We start from the raw sequence: 15617 nt of genomic DNA, 5'->3' as shown, positions 1-15617 counted from the left end.
ATAATGGATAACGAAACATTGAAGGAAGCGATGCTTAACGGCTTGTATGCTGCTGATTATTCCGGACATGAATTATTAACTCCTAAAATGTTAGTCAATGCTAATGATCAACATATTTGGACAAGTCTGAAACAAGAATTAAAAACATGTAAAAGTTTTATTTGGTCGGTAGCCTTTATAACTTTGGATATGTTAACTCCTTTGAAAGTTGTTTTGGCAGATTTATATAAAAAAGGGATAAGGGGCAAGATTGTTACAAGTACGTATCTTAATTTTAATCAACCCAAAGTATTTACTGAATTGCTAAAGTTAAAGAATGTAGACGTTTATCTTGCCGAAGAATCTGGCTTTCATGCAAAAGGATACATGTTTGAACATACAGATTATTATACGATGATTGTTGGCAGTGCTAATTTTACTAGAGCTGCGATGTTAAGTAATTATGAATGGGCGATAAAACTAACTTCAACGGAAAATGGTAGTCTATATCAGCAAACTCATTCAGAGTTAGAGCGAATTATAGAAAATTCCCAAGTACTGACACAAGCTTGGACAGATAATTATAAAGAAGTTTGGCAAAATTTACGAGTAACAAAAAAGTCTATTAATAACAAAGCCAAAAGTGAGATAGTTCCTAATAAGATGCAGATGGCTGCTTTAAAAGAGTTAGAAAAAATAATTGCTGAAAAGAAGAGTAAGGCCCTAGTTGTGTCTGCTACTGGGACTGGTAAGACTTATTTAGGAGCATTCGCGGTTAAGGAATACCAGCCTAAACGATTTTTATTTGTAGTTCATAGGGAACAAATTGCTAAAAAAGCGATGGAAAGTTTTAAGAAGGTAATCGGTGGAAGTGGCAGATTGTATGGAATGTTAAGTGGTGATAGGCAAGATACTCAAGCAAAGTATATTTTTTCTACTATTCAAACAGTGAGCCAAGACAAAATATTAGACCAATTACCAAGTAATTATTTCGATTATATTTTGATTGATGAGGCACATCGTTCAGCAGCGCCATCTTATCAAAAAATCATGCACCATTTTAAACCAGATTTTTGGCTGGGAATGACGGCGACACCTGAAAGAATGGATAATCAGGATGTATATGCTTTATTTGATTATAATTTAGCTTACGAAATTAGATTGCGTGATGCTTTAGAAAATAAAATGCTCAGTCCATTTCACTATATTGGGGTTCAAGATTATGAAGAAGATGGCATTATCGTAGATGAAACAACTAATCTACGCTATTTAACAGCTCCTAAGCGTGTAAAATATATTTTGAATCAATTAGACTATTATGGTTACTCTGGACTAAAAGTTCATGGCTTGGTTTTCTGTAGTCGTCAAGATGAGGCATTAGAATTGGCTCAGGCATTTACGGATGCAGGACATCAAGCTAAAGCTTTAACTAATCAAGATAGTAATGAACGTAGAAGAGCAGTAGTTAGAGAATTAGAAGAAGGGAAAATAGAATATATCATTACCGTTAATTTGTTTAACGAAGGTATCGATATTCCTTGTGTCAATCAAGTTGTGATGTTACGAAATACACAGTCAAGTATTGTATTTATTCAACAATTAGGACGTGGATTAAGAAAATATCCAGGAAAAGATTTCGTAACAGTATTAGATTTTATTGGTAATTATAAAAATAATTATTTGATTCCAATTGCTTTAACTCAAGACAATAGTCGCAGTATTGACGAAGCTAAAGCAGAGTTAAGAGTTCCACCAGTAATTGATGTTTCAACGATTAATTTTACGGAGATTGCTCAAGAAAAGATTCTGCAATCATTGGATAAAGTGAAGTTAGATTCAATGAAGGAATTGAGAACAGCTTATCAAGATTTGAAAAATAAACTTGGTAAAGTACCTTTGCTACAAGATTTTTATAGATTTGGGTCAGTTTCTCCAATTGTTTTTGCTAATAACGGAAATCTTGATAACTATGATATTTTCTTGCAAAAAATGGGAGAAGATTCTGAGTTGAATTTGTATCAAGAACAAGTTTTAACTTTTATAACCAAAGAATTATTGAATGGAATGAGACCTCACGAACTCATATTATTAGATCTATTGACTAAAAATAAAGTATGCAGTTTATCTGATTATGAGCAAGAATTACAAGAAAAACAAATTTATTTCAATATGGAATTAATGAATTCTGTTGAAAATATTTTGAACTTATCTTTCTTTGATGTGAAGGCTGGAAAGACAACCAAAGCTGAACAGTATGGTGGAATTCCTATCATAGAAAAGGTCAATTTGTTAGATTATCAACTTAATGATCAAATTAAAACAAGTTTGAATAATCCTAAATTCTACCAGTTATGGCAAGATGTTATTCAAACAGGATTATTATTGAGTGAGGAATATCAAAATAAAAAGCAGTTTACATTCTATCAAAAATACACTCGTAAAGATGTATGCCGCTTATTAAATTGGGAAAAAGACGTCAGTGCACCAATGTATGGGTATCGTGTAGGTGAAAAAGAATGTCCAATTTTTATAACCTATAAGAAAGATTCTGAAGATAAGCGAAATGCTAAATATCGTAATGATTTACAAAATGGTAAAAGTTTGAGATGGTATACTAGATCTCCTCGACATATAGATTCAGATGAGGTTCAACGGCTTTTAGCAAAAGATAAAATGGGAAATTATAAAATAAAACTACATCTTTTTGTAAAACGTAGCGATGCCGATGGAAAAGGGTTCTACTATTTGGGAGAAGGTAAGATTGTATCAGATAGTGTTCGTGAAGAAATCGTTGGGAAAAAGACAGCAGTAGGAATGAACATAGAGTTGCAACACCCATTAGAAACTAAAATGTATGATTTGTTATTTACTGAATAATATATTAATTATTCGTAAATAAGGTAGCTAAAAAACGAATTTTAACCTTAAAAATAAGAATAAGATTAAGAATTTAAAAATTAACTAAGAATACTTGCTTTTTCTTGAAATATTTTGTATTCTGTAAGACAACATATTAACAATTACGTAAAGGAGAGTTCTAACAATGTCCAAATGGGATACTAAATTTGTTAAAAAAGGATATACATTCGATGACGTACTATTAATTCCGGCTGAAAGCCATGTCTTACCTAATGAAGTTGATTTAAGTGTTCAACTTGCGAAAAACATCAAATTAAATATCCCTATCATTAGTGCGGGAATGGATACAGTTACAGAATCTGCAATGGCAATCGCAATGGCTCGTCAAGGTGGATTAGGTGTTATTCATAAGAATATGACAATTGAACGTCAAGCTGATGAAGTTCGTAAAGTAAAACGTTCTGAATCAGGTGTTATTATTGATCCATTCTTCTTGACTCCTGATAACAAAGTTTTTGAAGCAGAAGCACTTATGCACAAATATCGTATTAGTGGTGTTCCAATTGTTGAAAATGCTGAAAACCGTAAATTCTGTGGTATCATTACAAACCGTGATTTACGTTTTGTTACTGATAGCAAGGTTAAAATCGACGATGTAATGACTAAGGAAAACTTAATTACTGCTCCAGAAGGCACATCTTTAGAAAAAGCAGAAGAAATTTTACAACAATATAAGATTGAAAAATTACCAATGGTTAATGAAGAAGGTCAATTAACTGGATTAATTACAATCAAAGATATTGAAAAAGTAGTAGAATTTCCACATGCTGCTAAAGATAAACACGGACGTTTGTTAGTAGCTGCAGCTGTTGGGGTTACAAGTGATACTTTTGAACGTGCAGAAGCTCTTTTAAATGCAGGTGCAGACGCATTAGTTATTGATACAGCTCATGGACATTCAGCTGGTGTATTACGTAAGATTAAAGAAATTCGTGAACATTTTCCAGAAGCAACTTTGATTGCTGGTAATGTTGCAACTGCAGAAGCAACAAAGGCATTATATGATGCTGGTGTTGATGTAGTTAAAGTAGGTATTGGACCTGGTTCTATTTGTACAACACGTGTTGTAGCTGGTGTAGGTGTTCCTCAAATTACTGCAATTTATGATGCTGCAGGTGTTGCTCGTGAATATGGTAAGACAATCATCGCTGATGGTGGTATTAAGTACTCAGGTGACATTGTAAAGGCAATTGCTGCAGGTGGTAATGCTGTAATGCTAGGTTCAATGTTAGCTGGTACAGACGAAGCACCTGGTGAAACAGAAATTTATCAAGGCCGTCGCTTTAAGACATATCGTGGAATGGGTAGCTTGGGTGCTATGGATTCTACACATGGTTCTTCTGACCGTTACTTCCAAAGTGGTGTCAATGAAGCTAACAAGCTTGTTCCAGAAGGTATCGAAGGACGTGTTGCATACAAAGGTAGCGTAGCAGACATTGTATACCAAATGGACGGTGGACTTCGTGCAGGTATGGGTTACTGTGGTGCTCCTGATTTAGCAACACTTACAAATGAAGCTCAATTTGTACAAATTACAGGTGCTGGTTTAGTTGAATCACATCCACATGATGTACAAATTACTAAAGAAGCTCCTAACTATTCTAAATAAGAAGATTAAATAAAAAAGGAATTACGCGAATAATAACGTAATTCCTTTTTGATTATAGAAAAATTGCAATGAAAAGGTACTAGTAATTAGTTAATTATACTAATCGCTAGTACCTTTTTTGGTTATATTAAATTATTTATTTCCAGAAAGCTTACTGTGTTTAATACCGTAACTAAAGTAGATAGTTAAACCAATTAAGAACCAAATACCAGAAGCAACCCATGTTTCTAATGAAAGTTGAGATAGCATGATTAAACATAAAACAACAGAAACAATAGGAAGTACAGGATAAAATGGAACTTTGAATCCTTTGCTGTTATCAATATCTTTACGACGACGTAAAGGAATAACACCCAGAGAAACAACGGTAAAAGCAACTAAAGTTCCAATATTAACTAAGTTAGCTAATTGATCTAAAGAAACAAATCCACTAGTTAAAGCTATAACAATTGTTACAGCATATAGAGCAACTTTTGGTGTATGTGTCTTTTCATCTAATTTACTTAAAGAAGCAGGTAGTAGACCATCGCGACCAATTGAGTAAATTAGGCGAGAAGATGAGAATGTAGTTGAAAGGATCATAGTAAACATACCGATCAAAGCACCTAAGGCGATGATACCAGCAAACCAATCTTGGTGAGCTAGTTGCATAGCGTATGATACAGGATTTCCAACATCAAGTTTTGTATACTTGACCATTCCAGTTAAAACAGCTGCTACAGCAATATATAGAACAGTAGTGATTGATAAAGTTCCTAAGATACCAGCTGGCATTGAACGTTTTGGATTCTTAACTTCAGCAGCTGATGAAGCAATAACATCAAATCCTAAATAAGCAAAGAAAACTGTTGAGGCACCAGTGAAGACACCTTTGATTCCAAATGGCATATATGGATTCCAATTAGCAGGTTTCACAAAAAAGGCACCAACGATTACAAATAATAGAATAATTGCAATTTTTAGATAAACCATAATGTTGTTAAGACGAATAGATGCTTGCACACCCCTACTTAACAAGAAAGAAATAAACAATACAATTAAAATAGCAGTTAAATTAACGTAAGTACCTTGAGCTGGATTAAAAGGACCGCTAACTGCTTTAGGAATATGAATTCCAAAACCAGCAATAAAAGAGTTGAAGTATGAAGCCCATCCAGTTGCAACAGCAGCGACAGCTAACATATATTCAAGAATTAAAGCCCAGCCTAAAATCCAACCTATAAGCTCACCGAAAATAACATTACCGAATGAATAAGCACTTCCGGCAACTGGTAAAGCAGATGAGAATTCTGCATAACATAAAGCTGAAGTAGAACAAACAATTGCAGCCAGGATGAAAGAAATAGTAATCGCAGGACCACTATGTGTTGCGGCAACAGTTCCTGGAAGGATAAAGATACCTGTCCCAATAACAACACCAATCCCCATGGCAATCAAATCTTTAGTCCCGATAATACGTTCAAGGTGATTGTCGGAATCTAAGTAACGTTCGAGACTTTCTTTTCTTAGAATGCGATTTAAAATCCCCATTAAATCACTCCATTCATTATTAATATAGTGACAATAATAGCAATTATTAGAGTATAATGTCAATGTTAATAGAAAAATTAATTTTAGTAATCGATTTTAGCAATAAAAGCCGATAAAATGGGGATTAAAAAATTAGAAAAAATAATAAATTAGCATTTTAAAATAATTGATGTTAGTATAGATTAGAAAGTAAAGATTACTATTTAGAGAGATGGTGAATGACTTTGGTTAAGGAAGCAATCAGTATTTTAAAAGAGCATAATTTAAAAATAACCAAACAACGACAAGCTTTACTGGAATATTTGAGTAATTATCAGCATCGATATGTGGATATTACACAGGTGGATAAATATATGCATACTCTTTTTCCAGGAATGAGTCATAATACAATCTATCGTAATATAAAAGATTTTGATAATTTAGGGATCATTGAGACTCAAGAGAAACCATCAGGAGCTTGTGTAAAATATCAATGTGATTTTGGAAATTTGCATCATCATCATTTTATTTGTGAGAAGTGTGGGAAAGTTGAAGAAATTAATCTTTGTCCTCTAGATGATTTATTACAGACTCAACTTCCTGGATATCAAATTGATGGACATAGATTTGAAGTATATGGTGTATGCGACAAATGTCTTAAAGGCTCTTAGTAAATCTTTAAAGCTTCATCATAAAAAATTCATGTATTCTTTTGGACGTATGTAGTAATATAGTTAAGAAAGTGAAAGTATAGATAGGAGGAAGAAAAATGGCATATCGTACACCACCGTTTATTACACCATTTGCGATTTTATCGGCGGTATTAGCTTTAGGTGCAACTAACGTGGCAGTTAACACTGCAACTGGTACTTCTGAAGGAAAGCCTAAGGTAGAAAGTGTGTCTACGTCAACAGTTTCTTCAAGTTTTAGTTCAAATCCAGAACAAGATAATTCTAAGATGTCATCAAGTCAAAGTGATGATAAGAAACACGATAGTAGTTCGTATGATGATAGTGAAAATGATCAAAATCAAGATACTAGCTCTACTACTGATTATGACAATACAAATGGTAATAATAAATCTTATTCAAGTTCTACTAAAACTACTGATAATACAACTGGTGGAACAACGACAAATAACAATACTAATAGTAATGATACAACTACTGATAGTAATAATACGACAGGAAATACAACAACTAACAATAACACAACTGGCGGAACAACAACAAATAATAATCAGTAAAAAGAGGTGAGATGATTGTTTAGTATTTTAGGGTTGATAAATACCTGGATAGGATATATCAACATGAATGTTAAGATAAAAAATAGAGTCTACACTATAGTAGGTGGTGTAGGTAATTTCTATCTTTTATATGTAGCATGGCGTTTCTTTGCGAATGGCTTTATCGGAAGAGGACTTCTTTTTATTTTAGCATTTCTAGTGTTGTTATATTTTACCTATCTTAATGCAATATATTGGTTTACAGAAAAGAAAGCTAAGTGGGATATTTCTCCTAAAATCGAAAATGCTTTAGGAATTAAGTCTAAGGATCCTGAAGAAGAAGCTCGCAAAAAGGTTGCTAGAATGAGACAAGCAGGATTTGTGCAAACTAATGGTATTTTTGATGAAAATCAAGATTTCTTGCCGGCAGAAATAACAACTTCTGAAGCAGAGTTAGCTAATATTCAAATTGTTGCTGACAGTTTGAAGAAGATTAATTACCTTCATCTTGATTATGATGGAAAGAGTAAGAATACCATCTTTAAAGAAATAAAAAGCGATGGAAAAGTTAGATATGCTTTAGGTGAGACACCACAAGCATTACCATATTTTGAATTGAAAAATGTAGAAGGTAAATTAGTTATTTATGGTGGTATTAATCAAATTGAAAGTTACCAATTAGGAACTGTCAAAACAATTGGATTAATGCCAGCTAGTGAAGCAGCTAAGAAATATCATATTTATTTGGCAACTGTTGTATTAACAGGTGGTCCATTTATGATAGCAGGGCGCTCTACAGCGATGGAAGATAATGAACCATTCAGAATTGATGCAAAAATTGCATATACTAGTCGCGAAAAAAAGGCTGCACCTAAAGTTGCTTCTTCTTACTATGAAAAAACTTCAAGTGTTGAAGATGAACATTTAAGCAGGCGTAGAGACAGAAGAAGGTAAGATGTAATACCTTGTAAGTAGTAAAAGTTACTTACAAGGTATTTTTTTATAAAGGGGGTTACCAAAATAGATTGGAGTTTAATTTTAATCATCTTAATAGGTATAAGTATCTTTTTTAATGCTAGGAAAACGCGGAGTTTAATTTTTGTACAGTCCATTGCACTTTTGTTTGGGATGGTAATTATTAATTTAATTCTGTTTATTATTTTATTTAGTTTAGCAATTATTTTAGCTGACAGTTTTAATGCTTTAAGAATAGGATCGATTTTTACGTTATCAATGTGGGTGATTGTTCTTTCTGGCTTAATTCATTATTTAATTTTTAGGAAATTTCAAGAAAAGTTTAATTTGCCAACAACTGTATTGACGATGGTTGAGTATTATATTCAATGGATATTGATCTATATGACTATTTATCAAGTAATGTTTGACACATTACATAAAGTAGTAAAGGAAATTCCTGATATTTTGAATTTAGATTTAAGTTATTTGATAAACCCTACATACCTAATTATCGCAATTTTCCCAGCATTAATTGCAACTTGGATAACGATAGTTTTATATAAAGTTTATAAAAAAGATATTTAAGAAGACACCATATAGTTGTTAGATTTTCTAACAATTATATGGTGTTTTTATATTCATGTAACCTAATATAACATGTGTTTTAAATAAATACTTGCTTTTTGATTATATAAAGATTAAAATTAGAGTACGTTGTTATTATTTTTATATAATAATTGAGTGATATCAACGATTTTGATTATGTATAAAATGTAACGTGGAATGAAGGAGGAACAGAATATGTCGATGATTGAATTTAAAAATGTTGATAAATATTATGGAAATTTCCATGCTTTAAAGAATATTAACTTGAAGGTGGAAAAAGGCGAGGTTGTCGTACTTATTGGTCCCTCTGGTTCTGGTAAAAGTACACTTATTAGAACAATTAATGGTTTAGAAGACATTAGTAATGGTCAATTAATTGTTAATAACTATGATTTATCCGATAAGAAAACAGATATGAATAAAATTAGAAAAGATGTCGGAATGGTATTCCAACATTTTAACTTATACGAAAATAAAACTGTATTAGAAAATATTATGTTAGCTCCACGAATAGTTTTGCATAAAGATGAAGCTGAAAATAAGAAATATGCTCTAGAATTGCTAGAAATGGTAGGTCTTTCAAGTAAAGCAGAATCATATCCTAGAATGTTATCTGGTGGACAAAAACAACGTGTTGCAATTGCACGTTCATTAGCTATGCAACCTAAATGTATTTTGTTTGATGAACCAACTAGTGCTCTAGACCCTGAAATGATTGATGATGTGTTAGATGTTATGAAGACTGTTGCAGAACGTGGAATTACAATGGTTGTGGTAACACATGAAATGGGATTCGCACGAGAAGTTGGAAACAGAATTGTATTTCTAGCAGATGGGGAAATTTTAGAAGATGATGATACAGAAACATTCTTCAAAAATCCTAAAGAAGAAAGAGCCCGTCAATTCTTGAGTAAGATTATTACTCACAAATAGAAAGAGGGGTCAGCTATGAAAAATTTAAGAAAAGTAACACTGCTTTTTTCAGCGTTGCTAATGATCTTTTTCTTAGGAGCATGTGGAAAAAAAGATAAAGCAGCAAATATTGCTCAGAGAACTGAACAAACTAAGACGGTTACCTGGGGTGTAAAAGCAGATACTAGATTATTTGGTTTAATGAACATTAAGACAGGGCAAATTGAAGGTTTTGATGTAGATATGGCCAAGGCATTAACGAAAAAGATGTATGGTAAAGATGCTAAAGTAAAATTAGTACAGACAACAGCTAAAACTAAGATACCACTCTTAAAAAATCAAAATATTGATGCTGTAATTGCTGCGATGACAATCACTCCTGAAAGACGTAAGATAGTTGAATTCTCACAACCATATTTTGCAGCTGGTCAGTCATTGTTGGTGCCAGATAATAGCACAATTAAGAATGTTCACGACTTAAATAAAAAGGGCATGGTTGTTTTAGCTGTAAAAGGAACAACTGCTGTAGCAAATATTCATAAGTTTGCTCCTAAAGCTAAAGTTTTGGAATTTGATGATTATGGTCAAGCATTTACGGCTTTGAAATCTGGTCAAGGTCAAGCGATGAGTACAGATAATGGTATATTGGCAGGGATTGCTTCTGAAAATCCTGGTTATCAGGTTGTAGGTGGTAACTTTACTAATGAACCTTATGGAATTGCTGTAGATAAAGGCCAAACTCAAATGATGAAAAGAATTGATAAAGCTTTAGATGAATTAAAAGCTGATGGTACTTATGATAAGTTAATTCAAAAGTGGTTTGGAAATGTTAAGGGGTTTGATGCGAAAGGAGCTGGAGAAAGATGATACATATACTATCAGAAAATTGGCAAACTTTCCTAACGGGGTTTGAAAATACGATTTTATGTAGTGTGATTGCACTATTCTTCAGTTTGATAATTGGATCGATATTTGCAATTTTGCAAACAGTCCCTTCTAAATTAGTGAGGATAATAGCTAATATTTATATTGAAATTTTCAGAAATATTCCTTTATTAGTTATTACCATGGTGTTTTATGTAGTAGTACCACAATTTTTTATTAAATTAAGTGGATTTACTGCAGGAACAATCGGTTTAACATTATATACCTCAGCCTTTATTGCAGAAACTGTAAGAGCTGGGATTAAAGCTGTTGGAGTTGGACAAATGGAAGGTGCACGAGCAAATGGTTTAACTTACTGGCAAACAATGCGATACATTATTTTGCCACAAGCTTTTAAATTAGTAATACCTCCATTGGGAAATCAATTTATTAATTTGATTAAAAACTCATCAGTATTAGCGTTTGTTGCTGGCTTTGATTTGATGTATCAAGGTGATGTAATAGCTTCAGCTTCTTTTGAAACAATTAATACTTATTTAGTTGTAGGTGTGTTTTATTTGATTTTGACATTGCCTTTAAGTTATTACATGCGTTATTTAGAAAAGAAATTGGCATAAATTAAAAGGAGGCGACTTAGATGTCAACATTTGAACAAGCATATTCATGGATAAATCTACGCTTTCTTTTAGAAGGATTGTGGGTAACACTAGAAGTATCAGTGATTTCAATTGTTTTAAGCTTTATAATTGGTTTAATTCTAGGAGTAATCAGATATGTTAAGATTAAATATTTATCTGCAGCTGTAGGCTTTTTGATTGATATTATTAGAAATCTTCCTTTACTGTTGATTATTTTCTTTACTTATTTTGGTTTACCAGAGCTAGGTTTAAGAATGACACCAATGTTAGCGGCTGTTACTGCCTTGGTAGTTTTTGAATCTGCGATGTTAGCAGAAATTGTTCGTAGTGGTATTCAAGCTGTTCCGGTTGGACAAATGGAAGGTGCAAGGTCAAGTGGGCTGACCTATGTACAAGCAATGTGGCATATAATTATGCCTCAAGCATTACAAAAGATGATACCACCTTTAGTATCACAATTTATATCTTTAGTTAAAGATACATCTTTAGCAACTATTATTGTTTTACCAGAATTACTATATCATGCACAGATTATATATAGTCAAAATACGACTTACATGGTACCAATGTACTTAATGATTGCAGTCATGTATTTTATAGTATGTTATTGCTTGTCATTGGTAGCTAGAAGATTAGAAAAAAGATACGGTTAGAGATAAAAAAGTACGGCAGATTGAATTGCCGTACTTTTTTTGTGAAATTATTTTTTGACTTTCCAATAATATACTGGAACACCGATTAAAATAAATATAAATGAAACTAATACACCGTTAAGATCAGAGAATATTTCGCTAAGCATAACGAAGATAGCTCCTAAAATAGCAATAATTGGTGTAAGAGGATATAGAGGAACTTTAAAAGGTCTAACTAAATCCTTGCGTTGTTTACGAAGTTTAAATAAACCGAAAAATGCAATAAGATAAAAACAATAAATAGAAAAAATACAAATTTCGGATAATCTATCAGGGTTAAAGAATAATATCAAGATAGATGCAAAACTAAACATTGTAAGCACTGAAACAACAGGGGAAAACATTCTAGGATGTAACCAAGCTAATTGTTTTGAAAATGGAAGCTCGTTAGCGCGTGCCATCGCAAACATAATTCTTGGGAATGTCATAATCTTACCATTGATTGTACCAATGATAGAAATAATAATTCCAAGATTGAGAATTTTACCCCCGATTGAGCCGAACATTTTAATCGCAAAATAAGGAGCAGCATTTTCTCCAAGTTTAGTTATCTGATTAGCTGGCATAGCTTTGAAAATTCCTACAGTAAGCAAAACATACACGATTAACACAAAGGAAGTTCCTAAGATGATTGCTAATGGAAGAATTTTTTGAGGATTTTTAATTTCCCCACCAAGATTAGCAATTAAAATCCAACCATCATAAGCAAAAAGTGTAGCTAATACAGCGACGCCGAAGTTACCAATGGAAGCTTGACCGTTACTTACGACTTGTCCTAATGCGTGTTCATCTCCAAATAAAATTCCGCAGATAATGATTAAAAATATAGGAACCATTTTACAGAGTGTAGTAAATATTTGTAGTGCAGCTCCAAATCTATTGGATAACAAATTAAACAATGAAATTAATAAAATTGAAATAATTGCAATTGCGGGTGTCCAAGTTCTAGGAAAATGGAAAAATGCTCCAATTAAGATAGCGAGGTATGCACCTAGAGATGCGATTAAAGCAGGACCATAAACAATTATTTGAACCCAACCAGCTAAGAAACCCCAGAATTTACCATATATTTTTTCGATATAAACATATAATCCACCAGTATGAGGAAATAAAGATCCAATTTCAGCGATGGTTAAGCCGCTAGTTAGTGTAATGATACCGCCGATAACCCACGCAGCGATCGCCATGGTCGTAGTATGAGCATTAGCCAAAATGGAAGATTGTTTAAAAAATATTCCTGAACCAATAATTGTTCCGATAACTAATGATAATGCTGAATATAAACCTAGCGAACGCTGAAGTTGAACATGATTTTTATTTTCTGGCATATTTCTCCTTCTTTCTGAGTAAAAATGATATTTTTATAATTATTTAAAAAACTCATAGTATTAATGTTAACATAGTGATGCTAAAAGATAAATAATTATTAGAAAATAAAAGCTTTTAATTAAATATATACATAAAATACACATTATTAAAAGTAAACTTGTAATAATTAGAGATTTTGAGTATAATTATATTTAACAATTATAATTTTTATTTAATCATTTTTTCATATTTCGAAAGTAGGTGATATTGTGGATTTGAAAGTAAACCCTAAATTTAATAAAGGTGAGTTACTGAATTTGTATGCTGCGCTAGGAAGAAAAGACGAGCTAGAAAATTATGATTGCTTTAGAAAGAGTTTAAAGAAGTCTTATGTGATAGCTGCTTATGATCAGGGACGCTTGGCAGGGTTAGTTAACGCTATTAGCGATAATGCAACTACTGTTTATGTAAAAGACCTTTTAATATCACCTAATTTTGATAAATCAAAAGTGGGAAAATTCTTGATTGAACACTTAAAAAGTTATTATAAAGCAGTTCCTAAAATTATAATATCTACTAGTGACACAGATACTTCAGAATTAGTCCTGTTAAAGAGTGTAGGCTTTGAGGAACAAGATCAAAAAATTTTAGAATACTCCTAATAAATAAATCGGATAATGGATCAAGATAAATTTGATTCATCATCCGATTTTATTTTATTTAGTATAATTCATACCCCAATTGTCACGAACACGATTTAAAATATGAGCTACATCTTGTGAAAGTGATAGTTGACCGTCATCATGACCTTGTGATATATAACGTTGCATATCCATAACTTCGTAATTTAAAGCTTTAGCAGAATCGCCTGCAGTTATTGTTTCATTACTTTCAGTATGAGCATCTAGGGTGTATGTTACTTTAGCTTCTGTTGCGCGTGGATAATTATTTATTTCTACATATCCTTTTGTGCCAGATATAACACCACGTTTAGGCTGCTTAGCGCGCATTGAAAGAGCCATGACAGCTAATTGTTCTTGAGAATTCTTTAAAATGATACCAGATTGTTCATCTACTCCAGTTTCGAAAAACTTAACCGTTGTTAGAGTTACTTCAGGCTGTTCATTTAAGAACATACGAGCAAAGGCAGTAGCATATCCCCCAATATCAAGTAAAGCACCACCAGCTAATTCTTTTGCGAAGAAACGATTATTTGGATCATAGTCCTTAAGGCTACCAAAGTTTACTTGAACGAGCTTGATATCGCCTAATTTACCACTGGAGATTAGGTCTCTTACTTTTTCATAGATAGGCATATGATAAAGAGTAAATCCTTCAGTTAAAATCAAGTTTTTAGACTTAGCTAAGGCAACAACCTCATCTAATTGTTTAGCGCTAGTAGTAATAGCTTTCTCAGCAAAGACATGTTTTCCTGCATTTAATGCTTTCTTTATATAGTCATAATGAGATATATGTGGAGTAGCAATATAAATAATATCTACATCTGGATCTGTGATCATTTCATCAGGATTTATAAAAGTGTGTTTAACGTTCTTTTCTTTAGCAAATTTATATAGAGATTCTTCATTCGGATTAGATACAGCGTAAATTTCGCCATTAACTTCATTCAAAGCGTCAGCCATTTCATGTGCGATCCAACCAGTTCCGATAATACCCCAATTATATTTATGCATGTAAATCACCTTTCTTTATTTCAATAGGATTATTGTTTTTATCAAGTGTTAAAACAGAGTGGACAATGTTTTCAAAATATGAAGTTGATACAACTCCGTTAAGTGAACTTAGTTTGCTATTTATTTTCTTAATGTCTTGCCAGCTTTCACAGTAGCAATCAATAAGATAATTGCCTAGAGGTGTACGGGCGTAACTAGCAACAGCACTACCCAATCTTAATTTGGCCTTTAAACCTAATTGCTTAGATGCAGACAAAACAGAGTCAACAGAAGGAAAAACAACTTCTAAACAAAGTTGAACATTTGGATTAAGAGAAGCTTTTAATCTTTCTGGTGGAGATATAATAATGTATTTTTCTGCTTTATAGGCATACTCTTTTTCCAATGTATGGATACCACCGTTACTTTTTAAGACATTTAAATCAAAATCAATAGCATCACAACCATCAAAACCAAATTCGATAGTAGAGGCTTCGGTTATATCAATGAGATTTAAATTTAAATCACGACAAATTTGTCTAGTATATTCTGAAGGAGAACAAACTTCAATATTCAATTCAGGATGCTGACTCAATTTATGAGCGAGCTTTTTAACATTACTTCCTCCACCTAAGCTAATAGTAGTGTCAGGGTGGAGCAAATTAAATGCGAGATCGATAACATTATCCATAACGATTCCTCCAA

General features: G+C 32.5%; 15 protein-coding genes. 11 read left to right on the top strand and 4 right to left on the bottom strand.

Going from position 1 to position 15617, the window contains the following annotated elements:
• Window positions 1–3 precede the first annotated feature (3 nt).
• Together PTA89_RS07360 and guaB are read left to right on the top strand one after the other, a co-directional pair.
• Window positions 4–2856, top strand: coding sequence for a DEAD/DEAH box helicase (locus PTA89_RS07360; protein WP_324177111.1), 2853 nt, complete (start codon window positions 4–6; stop codon window positions 2854–2856).
• 166 nt (window positions 2857–3022) lie between these two features.
• Entirely contained in the window at window positions 3023–4507 is a 1485-nt protein-coding gene (gene guaB / locus PTA89_RS07355; RefSeq protein WP_004564176.1) for an IMP dehydrogenase, read from the top strand.
• A 132-nt stretch (window positions 4508–4639) separates the two neighbouring features.
• Here guaB and PTA89_RS07350 read toward each other — a convergent pair whose 3' ends face one another.
• Window positions 4640–6037 carry an APC family permease gene (locus tag PTA89_RS07350; protein WP_081530778.1) on the bottom strand — a complete coding sequence of 466 codons (1398 nt, stop codon included), beginning with the start codon at window positions 6035–6037 and terminating at the stop codon, window positions 4640–4642.
• A 218-nt stretch (window positions 6038–6255) separates the two neighbouring features.
• Here PTA89_RS07350 and PTA89_RS07345 point away from each other — a divergent pair, with 218 nt between their 5' ends.
• The 8 genes from PTA89_RS07345 to PTA89_RS07310 all read left to right on the top strand — a co-directional run bounded on the left by PTA89_RS07345 (window position 6256) and on the right by PTA89_RS07310 (window position 11892).
• Complete coding sequence (locus PTA89_RS07345; RefSeq protein WP_301265373.1) at window positions 6256–6687, top strand: Fur family transcriptional regulator; 432 nt, start codon at window positions 6256–6258, stop codon at window positions 6685–6687.
• A gap of 98 nt (window positions 6688–6785) precedes the next feature.
• Window positions 6786–7262, top strand: coding sequence for a hypothetical protein (locus tag PTA89_RS07340; protein ID WP_004564178.1), 477 nt, complete (start codon window positions 6786–6788; stop codon window positions 7260–7262).
• A gap of 15 nt (window positions 7263–7277) precedes the next feature.
• Window positions 7278–8195 (top strand): DUF6681 family protein, encoded by a 918-nt coding sequence (locus PTA89_RS07335; protein WP_255819698.1) that lies wholly within the window; start codon window positions 7278–7280, stop codon window positions 8193–8195.
• Window positions 8196–8243: 48 nt separating this feature from the next.
• Entirely contained in the window at window positions 8244–8783 is a 540-nt protein-coding gene (locus tag PTA89_RS07330; RefSeq protein WP_420896856.1) for an SA1002 family membrane protein, read from the top strand.
• A gap of 216 nt (window positions 8784–8999) precedes the next feature.
• Window positions 9000–9737 (top strand): amino acid ABC transporter ATP-binding protein, encoded by a 738-nt coding sequence (locus PTA89_RS07325; RefSeq protein ID WP_003701689.1) that lies wholly within the window; start codon window positions 9000–9002, stop codon window positions 9735–9737.
• A gap of 15 nt (window positions 9738–9752) precedes the next feature.
• Window positions 9753–10583: a transporter substrate-binding domain-containing protein gene (locus tag PTA89_RS07320; RefSeq protein ID WP_081534993.1), complete on the top strand. Its 831-nt coding sequence runs from the start codon at window positions 9753–9755 to the stop codon at window positions 10581–10583.
• Window positions 10580–11218, top strand: a complete 639-nt coding sequence (locus tag PTA89_RS07315) for an amino acid ABC transporter permease (RefSeq protein ID WP_081509860.1) — start codon at window positions 10580–10582, stop codon at window positions 11216–11218. The genes PTA89_RS07320 and PTA89_RS07315 overlap by 4 nt, the downstream gene beginning before the upstream one ends.
• A 20-nt stretch (window positions 11219–11238) precedes the next feature.
• Window positions 11239–11892: an amino acid ABC transporter permease gene (locus PTA89_RS07310; RefSeq protein ID WP_011476340.1), complete on the top strand. Its 654-nt coding sequence runs from the start codon at window positions 11239–11241 to the stop codon at window positions 11890–11892.
• 47 nt (window positions 11893–11939) lie between these two features.
• Here PTA89_RS07310 and PTA89_RS07305 read toward each other — a convergent pair whose 3' ends face one another.
• Window positions 11940–13259: an APC family permease gene (locus PTA89_RS07305; protein ID WP_011476339.1), complete on the bottom strand. Its 1320-nt coding sequence runs from the start codon at window positions 13257–13259 to the stop codon at window positions 11940–11942.
• 249 nt (window positions 13260–13508) lie between these two features.
• Between PTA89_RS07305 and PTA89_RS07300 the strand changes: the two genes are divergently transcribed.
• Window positions 13509–13901 (top strand): GNAT family N-acetyltransferase, encoded by a 393-nt coding sequence (locus tag PTA89_RS07300; protein ID WP_003701292.1) that lies wholly within the window; start codon window positions 13509–13511, stop codon window positions 13899–13901.
• 54 nt (window positions 13902–13955) lie between these two features.
• Here the strand turns inward: PTA89_RS07300 and PTA89_RS07295 are convergent, their stop codons facing one another.
• The gene (locus PTA89_RS07295) at window positions 13956–14933 is read right to left on the bottom strand and encodes a Gfo/Idh/MocA family protein (protein ID WP_301265374.1); all 978 of its coding nucleotides are present in this window, start codon (window positions 14931–14933) and stop codon (window positions 13956–13958) included.
• Window positions 14926–15603, bottom strand: a complete 678-nt coding sequence (locus PTA89_RS07290) for a ribose-5-phosphate isomerase A (RefSeq protein ID WP_201896996.1) — start codon at window positions 15601–15603, stop codon at window positions 14926–14928. The genes PTA89_RS07295 and PTA89_RS07290 overlap by 8 nt, the downstream gene beginning before the upstream one ends.
• Window positions 15604–15617: the final 14 nt, after the last annotated feature.

This window comes from Ligilactobacillus salivarius, assembly GCF_035231985.1.
GTDB lineage: Bacteria > Bacillota > Bacilli > Lactobacillales > Lactobacillaceae > Ligilactobacillus > Ligilactobacillus salivarius.
The sequence above is the reverse complement of the archived record's forward strand: the minus strand, read 5'-3'. Positions and strand labels throughout refer to the sequence as shown.

Coding starts and splice junctions, on each gene's coding strand:
- PTA89_RS07320 (WP_081534993.1), top strand. CDS start 9,753: ATGAAAAATTTAAGAAAAGTAACACTGCTTTTTTCAGCGTTGCTAATG.
- PTA89_RS07290 (WP_201896996.1), bottom strand. CDS start 15,603: ATGGATAATGTTATCGATCTCGCATTTAATTTGCTCCACCCTGACACT.
- PTA89_RS07350 (WP_081530778.1), bottom strand. CDS start 6,037: ATGGGGATTTTAAATCGCATTCTAAGAAAAGAAAGTCTCGAACGTTAC.
- PTA89_RS07295 (WP_301265374.1), bottom strand. CDS start 14,933: ATGCATAAATATAATTGGGGTATTATCGGAACTGGTTGGATCGCACAT.
- PTA89_RS07340 (WP_004564178.1), top strand. CDS start 6,786: ATGGCATATCGTACACCACCGTTTATTACACCATTTGCGATTTTATCG.
- PTA89_RS07345 (WP_301265373.1), top strand. CDS start 6,256: ATGACTTTGGTTAAGGAAGCAATCAGTATTTTAAAAGAGCATAATTTA.
- guaB (WP_004564176.1), top strand. CDS start 3,023: ATGTCCAAATGGGATACTAAATTTGTTAAAAAAGGATATACATTCGAT.
- PTA89_RS07310 (WP_011476340.1), top strand. CDS start 11,239: ATGTCAACATTTGAACAAGCATATTCATGGATAAATCTACGCTTTCTT.
- PTA89_RS07360 (WP_324177111.1), top strand. CDS start 4: ATGGATAACGAAACATTGAAGGAAGCGATGCTTAACGGCTTGTATGCT.
- PTA89_RS07325 (WP_003701689.1), top strand. CDS start 9,000: ATGTCGATGATTGAATTTAAAAATGTTGATAAATATTATGGAAATTTC.
- PTA89_RS07315 (WP_081509860.1), top strand. CDS start 10,580: ATGATACATATACTATCAGAAAATTGGCAAACTTTCCTAACGGGGTTT.
- PTA89_RS07305 (WP_011476339.1), bottom strand. CDS start 13,259: ATGCCAGAAAATAAAAATCATGTTCAACTTCAGCGTTCGCTAGGTTTA.